At 59.4% G+C, this 15388-nt stretch carries 18 protein-coding genes; 5 read left to right on the top strand and 13 right to left on the bottom strand.

What is annotated here, in order from left to right:
• Nucleotides 1–35: 35 nt before the first annotated feature.
• The gene (locus AC1DMS_RS13750; RefSeq protein WP_478181175.1) at nt 36–845 is read right to left on the bottom strand and encodes a citryl-CoA lyase; all 810 of its coding nucleotides are present in this window, start codon (nt 843–845) and stop codon (nt 36–38) included.
• A 202-nt stretch (nt 846–1047) separates the two neighbouring features.
• Here AC1DMS_RS13750 and AC1DMS_RS13755 point away from each other — a divergent pair, with 202 nt between their 5' ends.
• Complete coding sequence (locus tag AC1DMS_RS13755) at nt 1048–1821, top strand: IclR family transcriptional regulator (RefSeq protein WP_478181176.1); 774 nt, start codon at nt 1048–1050, stop codon at nt 1819–1821.
• A 188-nt stretch (nt 1822–2009) separates the two neighbouring features.
• Here the strand turns inward: AC1DMS_RS13755 and AC1DMS_RS13760 are convergent, their stop codons facing one another.
• Nucleotides 2010–2762 carry an SDR family oxidoreductase gene (locus AC1DMS_RS13760; protein WP_478181177.1) on the bottom strand — a complete coding sequence of 251 codons (753 nt, stop codon included), beginning with the start codon at nt 2760–2762 and terminating at the stop codon, nt 2010–2012.
• A gap of 140 nt (nt 2763–2902) precedes the next feature.
• On the opposite strand from AC1DMS_RS13760, the gene AC1DMS_RS13765 reads away from it, so the two are divergent.
• A complete protein-coding gene (locus AC1DMS_RS13765; RefSeq protein WP_478181178.1) occupies nt 2903–3796 on the top strand; it encodes a LysR family transcriptional regulator in 894 nt (297 codons plus the stop codon).
• Nucleotides 3797–3895: 99 nt separating this feature from the next.
• On the opposite strand, the gene AC1DMS_RS13770 is transcribed toward AC1DMS_RS13765, so the two are convergent.
• From AC1DMS_RS13770 to AC1DMS_RS13815, 10 genes are all read right to left on the bottom strand, one after another.
• A complete protein-coding gene (locus AC1DMS_RS13770) occupies nt 3896–4885 on the bottom strand; it encodes a zinc-binding dehydrogenase (protein WP_478181179.1) in 990 nt (329 codons plus the stop codon).
• A gap of 83 nt (nt 4886–4968) precedes the next feature.
• A complete protein-coding gene (locus AC1DMS_RS13775; protein WP_478181180.1) occupies nt 4969–5325 on the bottom strand; it encodes an MmcQ/YjbR family DNA-binding protein in 357 nt (118 codons plus the stop codon).
• Complete coding sequence (locus AC1DMS_RS13780) at nt 5309–5542, bottom strand: hypothetical protein (RefSeq protein ID WP_478181181.1); 234 nt, start codon at nt 5540–5542, stop codon at nt 5309–5311. Before AC1DMS_RS13780 ends, AC1DMS_RS13775 begins: the two co-directional genes overlap by 17 nt.
• A gap of 54 nt (nt 5543–5596) precedes the next feature.
• On the bottom strand, nt 5597–6526 hold the full coding sequence (dctP, locus tag AC1DMS_RS13785) for a TRAP transporter substrate-binding protein DctP (protein ID WP_478181182.1): 930 nt from the start codon (nt 6524–6526) through the stop codon (nt 5597–5599).
• A 32-nt stretch (nt 6527–6558) separates the two neighbouring features.
• Nucleotides 6559–7860, bottom strand: a complete 1302-nt coding sequence (locus AC1DMS_RS13790; RefSeq protein WP_478181183.1) for an amidase — start codon at nt 7858–7860, stop codon at nt 6559–6561.
• A gap of 135 nt (nt 7861–7995) precedes the next feature.
• Complete coding sequence (locus AC1DMS_RS13795; protein ID WP_478181184.1) at nt 7996–8259, bottom strand: hypothetical protein; 264 nt, start codon at nt 8257–8259, stop codon at nt 7996–7998.
• 97 nt (nt 8260–8356) lie between these two features.
• Nucleotides 8357–8887 carry a flavin reductase family protein gene (locus AC1DMS_RS13800; protein WP_478181185.1) on the bottom strand — a complete coding sequence of 177 codons (531 nt, stop codon included), beginning with the start codon at nt 8885–8887 and terminating at the stop codon, nt 8357–8359.
• Nucleotides 8888–8901: 14 nt separating this feature from the next.
• Nucleotides 8902–9831, bottom strand: a complete 930-nt coding sequence (locus AC1DMS_RS13805; RefSeq protein ID WP_478181186.1) for an ABC transporter substrate-binding protein — start codon at nt 9829–9831, stop codon at nt 8902–8904.
• A gap of 10 nt (nt 9832–9841) precedes the next feature.
• Nucleotides 9842–10234: a cupin domain-containing protein gene (locus tag AC1DMS_RS13810; protein WP_153283330.1), complete on the bottom strand. Its 393-nt coding sequence runs from the start codon at nt 10232–10234 to the stop codon at nt 9842–9844.
• Between the two features lie 12 nt (nt 10235–10246).
• Nucleotides 10247–10948, bottom strand: coding sequence for a DUF2848 domain-containing protein (locus AC1DMS_RS13815; RefSeq protein WP_478181193.1), 702 nt, complete (start codon nt 10946–10948; stop codon nt 10247–10249).
• Nucleotides 10949–11171: 223 nt separating this feature from the next.
• On the opposite strand from AC1DMS_RS13815, the gene AC1DMS_RS13820 reads away from it, so the two are divergent.
• The 3 genes from AC1DMS_RS13820 (at nt 11172) to AC1DMS_RS13830 (ending at nt 14838) form a co-directional block, all read left to right on the top strand.
• Complete coding sequence (locus AC1DMS_RS13820; protein WP_478181187.1) at nt 11172–12665, top strand: 4-hydroxyphenylacetate 3-hydroxylase family protein; 1494 nt, start codon at nt 11172–11174, stop codon at nt 12663–12665.
• 188 nt (nt 12666–12853) lie between these two features.
• Nucleotides 12854–13420, top strand: coding sequence for a MarR family winged helix-turn-helix transcriptional regulator (locus AC1DMS_RS13825; protein WP_478181188.1), 567 nt, complete (start codon nt 12854–12856; stop codon nt 13418–13420).
• A 452-nt stretch (nt 13421–13872) separates the two neighbouring features.
• Nucleotides 13873–14838 (top strand): Bug family tripartite tricarboxylate transporter substrate binding protein, encoded by a 966-nt coding sequence (locus AC1DMS_RS13830; protein ID WP_478181189.1) that lies wholly within the window; start codon nt 13873–13875, stop codon nt 14836–14838.
• A gap of 116 nt (nt 14839–14954) precedes the next feature.
• Here the strand turns inward: AC1DMS_RS13830 and AC1DMS_RS13835 are convergent.
• A partial coding sequence (locus AC1DMS_RS13835; protein ID WP_478181190.1) for an MmcQ/YjbR family DNA-binding protein occupies nt 14955–15388 on the bottom strand: 434 nt, incomplete at its 5' end.

Genomic DNA, 15388 nt, shown 5'->3' on the forward strand with positions numbered 1-15388 from the left:
TGCCGACGACTGCGGCGGTGTTGAAGCAGGCGCGATCAGATCGCGCTGGGTTTTTCGTTCTTGCGGCGGGCGGGGCCGTCGTACTCAACCTGGTCGAGGGTGATCTGGCGCCAGCCGGGTTCGCGCACGGACTCTTCGAACGCGTGCGCGAACAAGCCGGCAGTCCGCGGAACGACGATGAAGGCGCGAGCCAGCCGCCAGTCGATTCCCATATCCGAAATGATTGCTCCAACCGCCGCATCGATGTTTGCCAGCAGCGGTCGGTTTTTCTTTTTGATCAGCGCCTTCTCCAGCTCGCGAGTCATCCGAACGTGGTCACCTGCAAGCCCATACTCCTCGGCGAGAGCGAACAGCACCTTCCCGCGAGGATCGCCCTCGGGATGCTGCGGATGTCCGAAGCCATCCAGCCGCTTGTGGTTGCCAACGTACTCAGCCGCAACATCCTCGAAGCTGCGTCCACTGGAGGCAGCCTCGGATACCAGCTCCTGGATGTAGCGGGAGAACTCTTCTCCGGCGCCCCCGTGAACGTCGCCGAACATCATGGCTCCGGCCGCGACCGAGCATTGGATCGGTACGCCTGCGGCTTGTACGAATCGGGTGACTGTCGAGGACGGTGAAATACCGTGATCGGCCACCGCAATGAACATGGCATTGATGATCTTTGACTCGTTGCCCTTGGGAAGCTCTCCCTTGTAGAGCAGGTACACCATGGCTCCGAAGTCGATCTTGCCGACAAGATCCGTGAGGACGTCGTAGCCCCTGACCAAAGTACCTTCATGCGGAGTCGGGTCGGCGATAGCGGTTCGCCAGTATTTACGGTCAGTGGTCTTGCTCGTGTCAGTCATGCGGTGCTCCATTTCAGTGGTTGGGGGGCGGAGAGCGATCGGGATGGATCTCGAACTTGTTGGGGCAAATCGTAGTTCCGGGTTCTCAGCGACGGAACTTCCATGTCCACCATATGGATGTTTTTCTCCGGACGCTTGCGCATTTGGCCCTCCTTGGCCTCTCCTTTCACGGCCCTACTCTGTCCACGCTATGATCAGAATCATGACCAGTACAGACTCACGCGGAACGCAGAGCATCGATCGCACAATCGGTGTTTTGAAGCAGGTGGTCGCCCATGGATCCCACGGGTTGACGGTGGCCGAACTCGTCGCGCTTAGCGGGCTAGAACGACCCACCATGCATCGCATAGTCCAGGCCTTGGAAAGGCAGGGCTTGTTGAAACGCCCCGATGGGTCAAAACGCTATGTGCTGGGTGATTACTGCCGCCAGATGGCAGCCGCCTTCGCTGATCGAGCCGACCTGAGGACAGTGTGTGAACCAGCGCTCAGGGCTATTTCAGAGGAGACGGGAAACAGCGCGTTTCTCATTGGTCGCATCGGGTACGAATCGATCTGCCTTGCCCGTGTGGTTGGCTCGTACCCGGTGCAGGTTTTGACAGTCAATGTCGGTAGCAGAAATCCATTGGGTGCTGGGGCAGGTGGTCTCGCCATCCTGTCGACATTACCCCTGGACGAGCGAAACGAATGCATCCGCGCAAACGCGAAGCGGTTGAGCAGTTACGGTTCACTGACGGAGTCCATGCTACGTGCGCTGATTCGTGCAACCGAACGCCGCGGTCATTCCGTCATCGGGCACTACAACGTGCCGGGTGTCATCGGCATAGGAATGGCGATGCGAAATGCGACCGGCTCTGTGATGGGTGCCATCACCACATCTTCAATCGACAGCCGGATGTCGAGGGCAGACCAACAGGCAGCCGCTGTATCCATCGCAAAGCATATTGCGCGTATTCAGTCTTCTTTGGATATCCTATAGCTGTCTCTTTAACACGCGCATGAAGACGTTGCAGCGGTGCAGCGGTGCAGGTCGTAACGCGCGGGCCGCTTGATGCCGATGTCGGCCGGCTCGGTCCGGTCGATGCGAAGCACTGTGGCGCCGAGATCTGCGAGCGGCACGAAGTGGAAAGAGTGCTCGCGGGAGTTCCTTTTGAGCGTGGATTGCGATCAGCCGTTGAGCGTGCGGCCACCGTCAACGATGATTTCGGAGCCGACCGTCCATCGGGACTCGTCTGAAGCCAGGTACAGCACTGCCTTGGCGACTTCTTCCGGCGTGCCGAAACGGCCAAACGGAATGGTTGCGGCGATGTCCTTGTTGACCTGCGTGCGGTAGTCATCGGGAATGCCGAGCTTGTCGTACAGCGGCGTTTCGACCGGGCCGGGGCTGACGGCGTTGACGCGAATTCCGCGTCCGAGCAGTTCGCTCGAAAGCGTCTTCGACATGTTCAGAAACGCAGCCTTGGTCGCGGCATAAACCGACGAACGCTGCGCGCCGACGTGCGCATTGATCGACGTATTGAGCACCACCGATGCGGGGCTCGCAAAGACAGGCAGCAAGGCCTGGATCAGGAAGTACGGCCCCTTGACGTTGATACCGAACGAGCGATCGAACATTTCTTCCGTCCACTCTTCGATCGGCATCCAAACGGATACGCCAGCGTTGAGGAAGGCGATATCGAGTTGACCGTAGCGAGCCTGGACAGCTCGCGCCAACTCCTTCTGCGCAGCCACGCTGGCTGAATCGGCGCGCAGCACCAGAACTTCGCTGCCCAATTCCGCCTGGGCCTTGGCGAGGGAATCCGGATTGACGCCGGTGACGATGACACGCGCGCCCTCGGCAAGGAATTGCTTGGCCGTTTCAAGGCCAATGCCGCTGGTGCCGCCGGTGATGAGAGTACGTTTGCCTTGCAAGCGGGACATGAAATTCTCCTTAGGTGATCCGTGGTCAACCAACGTTGGCTGACCTGCCGTGTGAAGAACTATGCGCTCATGTCAAAATCTTTATAAGATAGCATTTTTGTATATTATTCATGCTTGAGATGCATGAATAGGAGTTCGCTTTGGATCGATTCCTGTTGATGACTTGCTTCGCTCGCGCCGTGGAGACGGGCAGCTTTTCGGCTGCGGGTCGCGACCTGGGCTTGGGACAGCCGAACGTCAGCCGGTACGTGGCGGCACTGGAAGATCATTTGCAAGCCCGGCTGCTGCATCGATCAACACGCAAGCTCGCCCTCACGCCGGAGGGGGAGCGCTACTACGCGGAAGTCCGGCGAATTCTTGACGCCGTGCACGAGTCAGAGTCGTCGTTCAAGGAGAACGTGGATCCGTCCGGATTGCTGCGCGTTGCCTGTCCAACCGCGCTGAGCTATGCATTCGTGTTGCCGCATGTGCCCGCTTTCCTGGAACGCTACCCGGGATTGACGCTGGATCTCCAGACCAATGATCGATATGTCAATCTGGTCGATGAAGGGGCCGAACTCGCAATACGGATCGGACATTTGGCAGACAGCGCACTGCGCGCGCGCCGCATCGGTTTGTTCGAGCGCGTGTGCGTTGCCAGTAAAAAATATCTGGCTCAACGCGGGGTCCCCAACACTCCCGAGGACCTGCGCGGGCACGATTGCGTGATCTACACCCTGTTGTCGTCCGGTGCCACCTGGCGTTTCCGGGATGCCGATGTTCCGGTAACCGGCAGGCTTCGAGTCAGTTCCCCTGAGGCCGCACGCGAATCTGTCAATGCGGGGCTAGGAGTCGGATACGGGCCGGAATGGCTGTTCGAGGAAGGGCTGAAGAGCGGCAATTTGCAATTGCTGCTGACGGCATATGCCAATCCGCCCGTGCCCATACAAATCGTTTATGTGGCGAACAGACTTCTTCCGAAGCGGGCCATCGTATTCATGGATTTCATCGCCGAAGCATTTTCAAAGATTCCGGCACTCAATGTCCTCGAATGAGTTGCCTCAAATGTGCTGGAGTCCCCCGACCTCTGACCGCGGATTGGAGTGCACCCCATCGACTGGACCACTACGTAAAGATGAACTGATACGCTGTCGTTAGTCGAGCACGACGACATGCTTGCCTGGTGTGCTACCGGCCTCCAGGTCGGATTGCGCATCGCGCACGCCTTCGAGCCCTTGATAGACTTTGGCGACGCTAACTTTCATCTGTCCCGCAGCGATGGCTTCAAGCTGGCAGTTGAACACGTCGGCAGGAAGATCAGTCGCCTTACCGCCATAGCACGTCAGCCGGACGCCGAACGGAATGAGGGAGAACGGGTCAAACACGGGCATCGTCCATTGGTCGCCCAGGGCCCCGGTAAAACAGGTGGTTCCATGAACGCGGACCGCCTTCAGTGTGTCGGCCAGAACGCCACAGCCGACAAGCTCCAGTGCGGCATCGACCCCCTCGGGAACGATCTTACGCACGGTCTCAGCGATGTTCCCACCATCGACGACCACATGACGGACGCCGACCTTGCGTAGCATTTCGGTCCGTTCAGAATTGCGTGTCGTGGCAATCACGGTGACGCCCATGGCTTCTGCAATGGTCGCGGCCGACAATCCCACTGTAGAGGTGCCGCCCCGGATCAGCAGCGTTTGGCCCGCCTTCAGGTCAAGGCCCGTGGTCAACGATCCATAGGCCGTTTGGAACATTTCCGGCAAGGCGCCGACGACATTCCATGGCAGACCCGTCTCGAACGGAATGACTTGGCCGACCGGCACCACGACATACTCGGCATAGGAGCCATCAAACGAACGCCCCATACCGCCCATCATGGTGGCGACCTTTTGTCTCGGCTTCAGATCGCTGTCGGCGGGCGCTTCATCAACCTCACCGACGCACTCGATTCCGGGAATGCGCGGCAAGGTTACATCGGGCGAGGACAGACCCTTGCGGGTGGTGACTTCGGATTCATTTACCCCGAAGGCTCGGATCCGGATCCGCACCCAGCCGGGTTTGATTTCCGGGACAGGACGCTCCTCCAGAATGAGGTTTTCGAGTGGACCGGCTTTGTACAGGACGATTGCTCGCATCGTTTTCATGATGAACTCCTGACTAGGTGGGACGTGGAACGACGTGCCGCCCCCCAAGGGCGACGCTGCCCGGGTGGCCCTACGTCAGCGACCTATTTCGTGAGGTCGTAGCTCTCATCGAGAAGGGAAAAGATCTCTTCCTTCGATACAGAGCCGTCGAGAACGGCGGTGAGCCAGTGTTCCTTGTTCATGTGATAGGCCGGCCGAAAGCCGGGTTTGGTCTTGAGGTCATCGACATTCGCCGGGTGGCATTTGATGTCAAGGACATCGACCTCGCCTTCGCCTTTCAGGCCCAACTTTTCTCTGGGGACGTTCATCACCAGCCCGAACCATTTGTCATCATCCGAATGGCGGAGGACTGCATAACTGCGGTACTTTTCGAAGGGGTAATCGGGCTTGGCGTTGTACTTCTTTTTGGCGTAGTCAAAGATTTCAGAGCGTTTGATCATGATCGATCTCCAGAGGTATAAATCCGAACGTCGTGGGAAGAAGAACCAGACAGCTGAAGTCTTGCTCATCTGATTTATCCGTATCAGCCGATCCCTTTCGGACGCGCGAGAAGCCGGCCGTGCGCCCCGCCCGCAAGATCGAGCTCGGCCCCTTAACCACCAGAATCATCAGGTCCACGAAGCCTTCCTGGCACGCTACCCCGAACAGGATACGCATTCGCCGGATCGATGAGCGCGCCCACCACGAAGAGGGTGCTGCTACGGGAGCAGTCTACCTACCCTGAGGCGACGGGAAATACTCTCCGAGGATCGAGGCAGTCCGGTCACAGGCGCCCTGCTCCCACTGATTGATCGCCTTGTGTCCGCCTTCCCACAGAGCTTGCTTCAACTTCGCGTCAAGTTCCGAGAACACCTGGACGCCGGCAGCCATCATGTGGCTATGGTTCCGACGGATACGTCCATCCAAGTCGCACCAGAGCGAACGCTCGACCGCTTGGGCCGTTTGATCAACAAACCGTCGCTGGTCGACTGTCAGACCGAGGTACAGCTCTGCATTCATGACAGCAAAAGAGATAGGCGTTGCGTACTTGATGTCGTAGAAGCATCGGAGGTACTTGCCGAGGCGCTGGCCTGCCGCGCCGTCACCCGATGAGAGCACGCCTTCCAACTGCCCGTTGCGCAGACGGCTCAGGGCCTCGCCGATTGGCATTTGCACCGCCTGCCCGCCCGCACTACGCACCACATCTGCGGACATGTCGTCATACGTGCTGATTCGCAACCTTTCGAAGTCCATCCTTGAATGGACCGGCTCCCTCGTCCACAGCCCAGTTGAAGGCCAAGGCGAAACGTAAAGCAGTCGAACGCCCAATGTCCCAAACCTTTGTGCATAGTGCGGTCGCGCCACCGCCAGAAGCTGCATCGCGGACGCACGCGTCGACGATTGAAACGGCATTGAGCCGATCTGGAAGAGTCGATCCACCGCGCTCAGCGCACCACAGTAAAGTTCGCCGATCTGAAAGTCCCCACGACGCACCGCATCCAATATCGCAGTCGCCCGCAGTGGCAGGTCGTGACGACACTCGACGGTCGCCTTGGAGCAAGAAAGCTCGCGAAGCCCCTTGGCGAATCGGGACAGCCCGATCCCTGGCAAGGTGCCTTCAGGATATGCGGAGGCCGCATTCAAATGGATTGCGCTTTGCATGGCGTGCTCCTTCGGCGATCCGTGTTGAGGCGCTAGGCAGAGAGCACCTGCTCGATGGCATGCGCGATGCTCAGCACCTGCCAATCGCGCTGGCGGTCACCCACGATCGACAGACCTACGGGGGCCGCACCGCGTTCGTGACACGGCAGCGACACTGCGCAGCAGTCCAAGACGTTCACGATGGTGGGGTTGCGCAGCATCAACAGATTGGCACGCCCATACTCGCCGTCATCTTCAAGTGCTTCCAACGTGGGCGCCACTGTGGGCACCGTCGGCATCAGGACAGCGTCGAAGGCCGCTGTCTGCGCAGACCAGCGTTGAATCATCCGTTCACGTAGGCCCAGCAATGAGATGTAGTCGGCAGCGCTAATGCTCTTTCCGCGCTGGATCCGGACCGAGACACGAGGGTCGTACTCTCGCTCTTGGCTGGACAGGAGCTCACGGTGCCACTGGAAGGCTTCCGCGGCGACGAGCCCGCCGCCATGAAGGACATCCGGAATGTCGATCAGCACCGGTAACGTCAGTTCGTGCAGGATGGCGCCGGCCGCCGCAAGTTTTCTCAAAGCGGCTTCGTATGCGTACCCCACGGAATCGTCTAGCCCTTCCATGACGTAATTCCGAATGACGCCCAAACGGAGCGTGGAGCATTCGCGTTCGACGAGTGCTGCAGCGGAGGCGCTGATAACCGAGTAAACCCGTGCGCAGTCTGCCACTGTCGACGCGAGCGGCCCAATGGAATCGTAGCTGAACGAAAGGGGTAGCACTCCGTCCCGCGGGACGGTGGAAGCCGTCGGTTTCATTCCGACGATGCCGTTCAATGCGGCGGGAATGCGGCACGATCCTCCGGTGTCTGTGCCGATGGCAGCCCAGGCCATTCCTTCGGCGACGGAGACAGCTGCGCCGGACGATGACCCCCCAGGGATACGGCGAGCTGGCCGGTCCCATACGCTCACCGGCGTTCCATAGTGAGGATTGATGCCCAATCCGCTGAATGCGAACTCGGTCATGTTGGTCTTGCCGATAATCGAGGCGCCGCATTGGCGCAGTCGGGCAATAACGGCCGCGTCGTGCGCTGCAGGCTGGGCATCTTTCAGCACGCGGGAACCGGCCAGCGTCTGCGCACCCTTCACATCGAACAGGTCCTTGACCGATATCGCCACCCCCGCCAGAGGATGCTGCTCGATGCCCACCTTTTTCAACGCGTCCGCGCTGGCGGCGGATGCTCGCGCTTGTTCGCGGTACACCTGCGTGAACACAACGGACCCTTGCCCCGTCGGATCGTCGATCCTCGACAGCATTGCTTCGACGGTTTCAAGCTTGGAGAATGTTTCCATGACGTCCCTAAGGAAAAAGAGTACCAATGTGGCGCGCCAAGCAGCGATGTACTTATCCGCTCCTGTTTGACCCGCACCAGACCTACGTGGCCCGACGAATGAGACCTCCGAATGGATGGGACCACTCAGCGCCCATCACAACGCCAAGCCGATAGATGTGGACGACATGGCCTTGTCGCACGGTGCATCCGACAAGCCAAGCATTGCGACGCTGCGCTTCCGTAGCAACTCTGAGTCACTCGTCATAGCGCGTTGCAAGCACTCGTCGAGGTAGGCCTTGTCGCTCTGCAGGCGCGACAGATTGACCCACCAGCCGATGCCAGCCATCAGCCATTTGAAGTCGACCAAATTTAGGAAGCGGTCGCTTCCTTCCGGGGCTTTGATGTGTGCGGTATTCATAACTACAACAACTTCTAGTGCCGGGTACCAGCATGGGGCAGAGCGATTGTGGCAAATGTTGTCAGCCGTGCCTTGTGCGAGTCTGAAGCGGCCGCGCTCACCAGCCGTGCAAGTACAGGTTTTCGGGCGGCGGCTTGGTTGCGGCGTCAAGGGCGCTCAGGTGCCTGTACCTGCCACCACAAAAGATCAGCGACGGCTCGGCTTGAGGGATCACGCGAAATGCATTGACCCGACAGATGAAGATCTCATGGTCCCCTCCATCACATACGCTCCAGGGCTCGCATTCGAAATAGGCGTTCGCACCCGGGAGCATCGGCGCGCCGTTGGCAGCAAACGCAGGGTCGATGCCGATCCACTTATCGGTTCCCGCTTTTGCGAATCGGTTGGACAAATCCCGTTGCGACTCGCCGAGAATGGCGATGCAATAGGATTTCGCGGCCTTCCACTGGGCAATGCCGAGAGAACCACGGATCATGCTGAATAGCACAAGCGGCGGGTCCAGCGACACGGAGTTGAACGAACTGATGGTGGCGCCCAAACGGTTACCGTCCACCGTCGCGGTCACGATGGCGACGCCGGTTGCGAACTGGCCCAACGCGTTGCGAAATTCTTTCTGGTCGACGGACATGGCAGACCTCCTGCCTATGCGTTCCAGAGCGGCTTGAACTGCTCAGCAACCACGTCGGAATAGACGGGATGGTTGTGGAGAATGCCCAGAGATCGGGCAAAGGCATTCATGCCGTCCACAGCTCGCGTCGAGATCGACGCGTCGTAATACGGCAAGTCCCGCTCGATTAGCGTGGCAATCAGCGACGCTTCCGTGGGAGGAAACAGCTTTTCGCCAACCTTGGCCGCGATACCGGGGTTCTCGATCAGTGCCTTCTGGGTGCTGACCAGGGCACTCACCGCGGCCGCTACTAGATCAGGAGACTTCTCGATGAATCTGTCCGAAGCGGCAATCGACGCGAACGTGTAGTCAAAGCAACCCGCAGGGCCGTCCCCTCGGCGCACATCCAGGACGACGGTACCGACGCCATTGCGGACCGCGACTTCGGTGCCCATGCCGTTGGCCCAGAAGCCGTCGATCTTCCCGTCTGCGAGCGCTTTCGCAGCTGTGACGCCAAAGTTCACGTTACCCGCCTGAACTCCAGGCACAGGCGCAATTTGAACGCCGTCAGCCTCGATATCGATGCCGCCGGCGGTCAATAGCTGCCGCAGGCCCATTTCGACCCATGGGGCCGCCCCGATCTTGCGGCCCTTGACCACGCTGAGGTCGCCCTTTTGGTGGACCAGATCGGACCGCATGACAAGGAACCAGTACATGCCCTGCGCCTGGGCGGCCAACAGCTTCACGCCTTTCCACTGCGGGAAGGCGGCCAAGGCGGAATGCGCCGATCCTCCGACAAAGTCGACTCGCCCTTCTTTCAACGCCGCGTAGGCTTTGTCAACGGGGAAGATCAACTCAAGTGAAGCGTCCAGGCCCGCGGCTTGGAAGAAGCCGAGTTCCACGGCAGCTTCGACCGGAAAGTAGGAGTTCGAGATCAGGTCGGGGACGGCAATCTTCAAAGTCATGAGGTGCCTCTTACTTCTTGCTTTCGTCGTAGTAATGAATCTCGTACAGGAGACATCCAGTCTCGGACTTGAACGGACCGTGCCAGACACCTGGAGGACGGCATGCATAGGTTGGTGCGGCGAACTCTTCCCCTCCCACGCCGTTCTCGTCGTTGCCCACCGTCAGATTTCCCGACACCAGGTAGACCTCTTCCCAGTGGTCATGAACAAAAGGCTTGGTGGAGAACGCGCCCGCTTCGAACCGAAGCAGTCGCGTCCGGCTGCCGGACTTGTTCACTTCGTCGATGTCACTGGCCAGAATCTTCTCTTGCACGGCCGCGCCCGGCGGATACCCGGGAGGGCTCTGCCATCCGTTGACCATGTCCAATGGGTGAAATTCAAGGTGGGGTTTGTTCATCGGCATAGCGCTCTCCTTTTAGCCCTCGATGGGCAGTTCAGTCACACGATAGGAATGGCTCAGGCGGCGCTGGAGCACAGGGTCTTCCAGTTCCATCTCGAACTTCTCTGCGGGTTCCAAGTTGCCGTGCACAGCCAGCGTTCCACAGAACATGACCAGCCCGGGCGCGGGAACGTAGCCATCGCCGCCATAGAGTCTGAGAAGTTCGGAGGGATGGCGAATCTTGGCGAGCAGCCCCTCCTGGTAAAGGCGACGTTCACCGCCCTTGGTCATCCACGAACGAACGATGAGTTCGTTCCAGTGGCCGGCCACTTCCTCAAAGGCCCAGACTTTTGTTGATACGGGCTTGGCACACATCTGCTTGGAGATGGTGATGCCCACGGTCTCTACTTCGCGATCGGTGTGGTCGGAGCCAATGCCCAACCACAAACCGTGATCGGTGCTGAAGATCACGGGCTCCACCTCACCGCTGGCGGTGCCTCCCACCACCTCAATCGATTCGCGCTGGGTCAGCAACGTGGCAGCACCCCGGTAGAAGATCGGCGTCTTCTTAGGGCGCCGTACACCCAACGCCTCGAGTTCTAGGATGTGGGCTTCGATGGCCGCAGCGTCGCTGCCGGTCCAGCCCGCAATCACCAGCTCAGTGACAGGCACCTCGAGGGCATGTCCGCACAGAGAGTCGGTCGTCTCGAAATGCAGCGTCGTCCGAACAGGGCTCATTTCCATCGCGTTCCTCTTGATCAAGATTTCACGGGTTCGTGGACCCCGGCGCTGCATCGCGAACCCAAACCATTGCATGCGCCATATAGATGAGTTAACATACCTATGTGGCTGAGTATGCAGCGTTTGCGATCTGGCGTCAACCGTCCGATCTGGCGAAGCCGACCGAGCCAAGTCGCCGCCCGCCAAAGGCGGTATCAAGTCGTTTCAACAAGGAGCTACAGTGGTCACAGCTAACTTGCGTACAGGTGATGAGTACCTACGCGCGCTGCGCGATGGTCGACAGATTTTTGTGGATGGCGAACGGGTCTCGGACGTGACGACCCATCGCGCATTCGCGAGGGGAGCGCGCTCGCTGAGCAACCTCTACGACATTGCGGCGGCGCCCGAAAATCGTGAGGTGATGACGTACACGTCACCGACGACCGGAAATCCGGTCCTTCGCGGCTTCCAGATCCCGAAGACCCACGCAGATCTGAAGGCGAAGCGCCTGGCGAGCGAGATGTGGTCGGAAGCGACCTTCGGCCTCATGGGCCGCTCGCCGGACCACGTCGCTGGATTCTTCTGCGGCTATGCAGCCGTACCGAGCGTGTTCGCTGCTGGGGGACAGCAGTTTGCGGACAACGTGATCAAGTTCTACGAGCACTTGCGCGAGACCCACCAGTACGTGACGTACGCCATCGTGCCTCCGCAGATCGACCGCAGCAAGCCGGCGCATCTGCAAACCGACCCCACCTTGTACGCAGGGGTCGTCAAAGAGAGAGACGATGGCATCGTCATCAAGGGCGCTCAGCAACTGGCAACGGCCGGCGTCTACTGCGACTACATCTACATCAGCACCATCCACCCGTTGCAGCCTGGCGACGAGAACTACGCATTCGGCGTGGCTGTGCCTGTGGGAGCTCCAGGGGTCAAGCTGTACCCGCGCCGCCCCTTCGGCGGTCAAGCATTGAACTCCTTCGACTACCCGCTGTCCAGCCGCTTCGACGAATCGGACTGCTTCGTGGTGCTCGATGACGTGTTCATCCCGTGGGAGCACGTGTTCATTTACCGCAACCTCCAAGTCGCCCGCGACCAATGGTGGAAAACGCCCGCGCATCTGTACGGCAACTTGCAGGCGCAGGCTCGCTACGCCACCAAGCTGCGTTTCATGACCGGCTTGGCCAAACGCATGAACGAGCTGACCGGCAACGATGCCAACCCCGCGGTGCAGACCCAGATGGGCGAGCTGACCTCGCTCGTGTCCATCGTCGAGAACATGCTGCTGGCCCAGGAAGTAGCGGCCGAGACGGACAGCAATGGCGTGCTGTGGCCGTCGCGCACCGCGCTGTATTCGATCATGGCGCTCCAATCGGAGTTGAACGCTCGCATGGTGGAAATCATCCGTGAGCTATCCGGCGCCGGAATGATCACCCTCCCCTCATCGTTCAAGGACTTCCAGAACTCCGAAACCGCGGCCGATGTGCAGCGCTACTACCGCTCGGCGACCACCAGCGCCGACGAGCGCGTTGCGCTGATGCGAATGGCCTGGGACTTCATTGGCTCGGAGTTTGGCAATCGCCACCAGCAGTACGAGAAGTTCTACGGCGGTGCGTCCTTCTTAGTCAAGCAAAATGTCAACCGCAGTTTCGACTACGCACGAGCAACCGATTTGGTTGATCGCGCGTTGGCCCTCCCGGGCTTCGAAGGCGCATTCGGACCGGACGACTATAAGTAACGATTGCGCAATTACAAAGGGCCGGAGTCGACGCCGGCCCTTTGTCGGCGGACGGTCAAAGCTCCCTATATTTGCGTGATATCAGTATGTTGACAACGGTAGCTGAAGAATATACATTGCACTGGATCAAAGTCTTTACAAACTGAGTGCGGCGGCGCGCGACGCACATTCAGGACCAAGCAGATTAAATGACCTCCGTTACGAAGACTTCGCGTGCTCTTATCAAACCGCGTGAACCCAAACTCGAAGTGCCAGTTGCTTCCCAGCCGCTGTCCGTTGACCGTATTCGTCGCAAAAGCGCTGCAAGCCGCAAAGCGCGGGAGAGCAACAAGCACCTCTACTTCATAGGTGTTGCCGAAGCGCGCTACGTGCTGCGCAAAGTGTTCCGCATCGTCGAAGAGCAGGCAAAAAAGTTTGGCATCGATCCGTTGGCTCACCAGGCACTGATTCAAATCTATGGTTGCCCCGACATGGAGCTTCAGGTCAATCAGATTGCAAGCCGCCTGGATATCACACCGGCCTTTTCCTCCAGCCTTGTCAAACTGCTGGTAGAAAAGGACTTGGTGGCTCGTCGGCGTGGGGATCAGGATCAGCGGACGACCTATGTCGCCATGACGGATCTGGGCCGAGATACGCTGCACAAAATCGACGAGAGCGTGAAATTTCACGTGGACTATTTCGTCAGTCAGTTGAGCATCGAAGAGCGCGAGAGCGCCTTGTCAATTTTGATGTTCTACGTGGGCGCGAAGCTCTGACAGCCTGCAGGGTCGGGCTGGTTTCTCTCGCCGCGGCCGGCGGCACCGCCAGCAGATGGGCGCCGACCTGGCCGCCGCGATAAGGGCTGCGGAAGCTCTTCCCCATCTCATCTTTAAGCCTTCCGCATTCGTCAATGCTGGCGCCTCTCCGCGGCTTGGGCGCGGCCCGACGTCTTGGGTCGATGGACGCCATGGTGGCCAGCCTTTCCGCGGGTCCCTCATCTGCATGTTTGCTGAATGGAATTCGAGGGCGACAGCGTCAAGGGAGACCAGATCGGCACGAGGACGGTGCACCTCGACGCTTTTGGTCGCTCCTACTTGATGAATGGGCCATGCGCATCGGGTTGGCCCCAATATTGCATCAGGCAACAAGGCTATTTAACATAGCTTGTCGGGTAGGCCTGCACGGGCCAGCACCCGGCTTTGAGGTAGTTAAACCCAAAGGATTTGCCATGCTCTCTCGTCGAACACTTCTGACTGTCGCGGCAGTTTGGGGCCTCGCGCATCAAGCCGTCGCGCAGGATTACCCCATCCGCCCCATCAAACTCGTGGTGCCATTCGGCGCGGGCACGACCGCGGATATCGTGGCACGCGTTTTCGGGGAGGGCATCGCTCGACAAATGGGCCAGCCAGTCGTCGTTGAAAATAGGGCCGGTGCAGGCGGCAACATTGGCATGGATATGGTTGCCAGGGATTCCGCAGACGGATACACCATCCTGCTCGGCACCGTCGGAACACATGCGATCAACCCTACGCTCTACCGCAAGCCCACCACCAACGCTCTCAGGGACTTCGCGCCCATCGGCTTTGCCGGCTCCACCCCTACGCTGCTTATCGTCTCGGCCAACTCGCCCTACAAGACACTGAAGGACCTGCGCAACGCTGCATCAGGCGGAAAGAGCCTCAGCTTCGCCTCTGCAGGCAACGGCACTTCAGGGCACCTGGCTGGCGAGCTGCTCAAGACTCGCCTTGGCGGCGACATGGTACATGTGCCCTACAAGGAGGGCGCAACCGCGTTAAACGACGTGATCGCGGGCCAAGTGGACTTCATGTTCTACCACCCTGTGGCGGCACTTCCTCACATCCGCGCGAACAAGTTGCGAGCACTCGGCGCTTCAACTGCGCAGCGAACCTCGATTGCTCCGGACGTCCCAACAATCCAGGAGCAAGGCGTGGAGAATTTCGACCTGATGGCATGGATGATGCTCTACGCTCCAGCCAAGACCCCTCCTGCTGTACTCGCAAAGTTGCGGGACGCTGTCTCGAAAGCTGCCATGGCCGAAGGGACCAGAGCCAAGTTGGTCGCGTTGGGCCTCGAGGTTCCACTGATGGACGAGCGACAGCTCGCGCAGTTCAGCAAGGCCGAGATTGAAAAGTGGTCCGAAATCGTGAGGCTATCTGGAGCCCACATCGATTGAGCCATACCAGGCGGCGGCAGAGCCGCCCCTGGTCTTCGGCGACCCTCCTGCGCTGGCGGGGTGCGGCAGCTAGATCGAAGCCGATGACCGGTCATCATCTGGCAGGTTGCCAGACTTCATGCGCCCGATGTGAGCTCGAAGCTGTCGGAGATCAATTCCAACACTAGCTTCTCTGGCACCGTTTTATCCAAAAGCACCGAGAGCCAGTGCTCCTTGTTCATGTGGTAAGCCGGAAGAATCCCGTCCTTCATCCTGAGGGATCCCACTATTTCCGGCCTGCTCTTGACGTTCACAATGTCAACAGTGCCATCGCTCGAGAGCCCAAGCTTCTTCCGCTGTACGGTCGTGAACAGCGCATACCACCTGCCGTTGTCTTGATGCCTGAACACCGCGTATTCCGGGTAATAGTCCGCTCGAGGCCGTTGTTGACGGCTGGGTGGTTTAAGGCGTGACGTCTGTGACGTGTTGAAGCAGAGCGAACGCCACGCGCCATGCGCGGCCGTCGCAGTGAACTGTGGCCGTACGCTGGTTGATCCGAACGATTTCTCCG

The organism is Variovorax sp. 05T418, from assembly GCF_056396385.1.

Coding starts and splice junctions, on each gene's coding strand:
- AC1DMS_RS13780 (WP_478181181.1), bottom strand. CDS start 5,542: ATGCGTATCCTGTTCGGGGTAGCGTGCCAGGAAGGCTTCGTGGACCTG.
- AC1DMS_RS13830 (WP_478181189.1), top strand. CDS start 13,873: ATGCTCTCTCGTCGAACACTTCTGACTGTCGCGGCAGTTTGGGGCCTC.
- AC1DMS_RS13750 (WP_478181175.1), bottom strand. CDS start 845: ATGACTGACACGAGCAAGACCACTGACCGTAAATACTGGCGAACCGCT.
- AC1DMS_RS13790 (WP_478181183.1), bottom strand. CDS start 7,860: ATGGAAACATTCTCCAAGCTTGAAACCGTCGAAGCAATGCTGTCGAGG.
- AC1DMS_RS13815 (WP_478181193.1), bottom strand. CDS start 10,948: ATGAGCCCTGTTCGGACGACGCTGCATTTCGAGACGACCGACTCTCTG.
- AC1DMS_RS13805 (WP_478181186.1), bottom strand. CDS start 9,831: ATGACTTTGAAGATTGCCGTCCCCGACCTGATCTCGAACTCCTACTTT.
- AC1DMS_RS13810 (WP_153283330.1), bottom strand. CDS start 10,234: ATGCCGATGAACAAACCCCACCTTGAATTTCACCCATTGGACATGGTC.
- dctP (WP_478181182.1), bottom strand. CDS start 6,526: ATGCAAAGCGCAATCCATTTGAATGCGGCCTCCGCATATCCTGAAGGC.
- AC1DMS_RS13775 (WP_478181180.1), bottom strand. CDS start 5,325: ATGATCAAACGCTCTGAAATCTTTGACTACGCCAAAAAGAAGTACAAC.
- AC1DMS_RS13755 (WP_478181176.1), top strand. CDS start 1,048: ATGACCAGTACAGACTCACGCGGAACGCAGAGCATCGATCGCACAATC.
- AC1DMS_RS13825 (WP_478181188.1), top strand. CDS start 12,854: ATGACCTCCGTTACGAAGACTTCGCGTGCTCTTATCAAACCGCGTGAA.
- AC1DMS_RS13795 (WP_478181184.1), bottom strand. CDS start 8,259: ATGAATACCGCACACATCAAAGCCCCGGAAGGAAGCGACCGCTTCCTA.
- AC1DMS_RS13760 (WP_478181177.1), bottom strand. CDS start 2,762: ATGTCCCGCTTGCAAGGCAAACGTACTCTCATCACCGGCGGCACCAGC.
- AC1DMS_RS13770 (WP_478181179.1), bottom strand. CDS start 4,885: ATGAAAACGATGCGAGCAATCGTCCTGTACAAAGCCGGTCCACTCGAA.
- AC1DMS_RS13800 (WP_478181185.1), bottom strand. CDS start 8,887: ATGTCCGTCGACCAGAAAGAATTTCGCAACGCGTTGGGCCAGTTCGCA.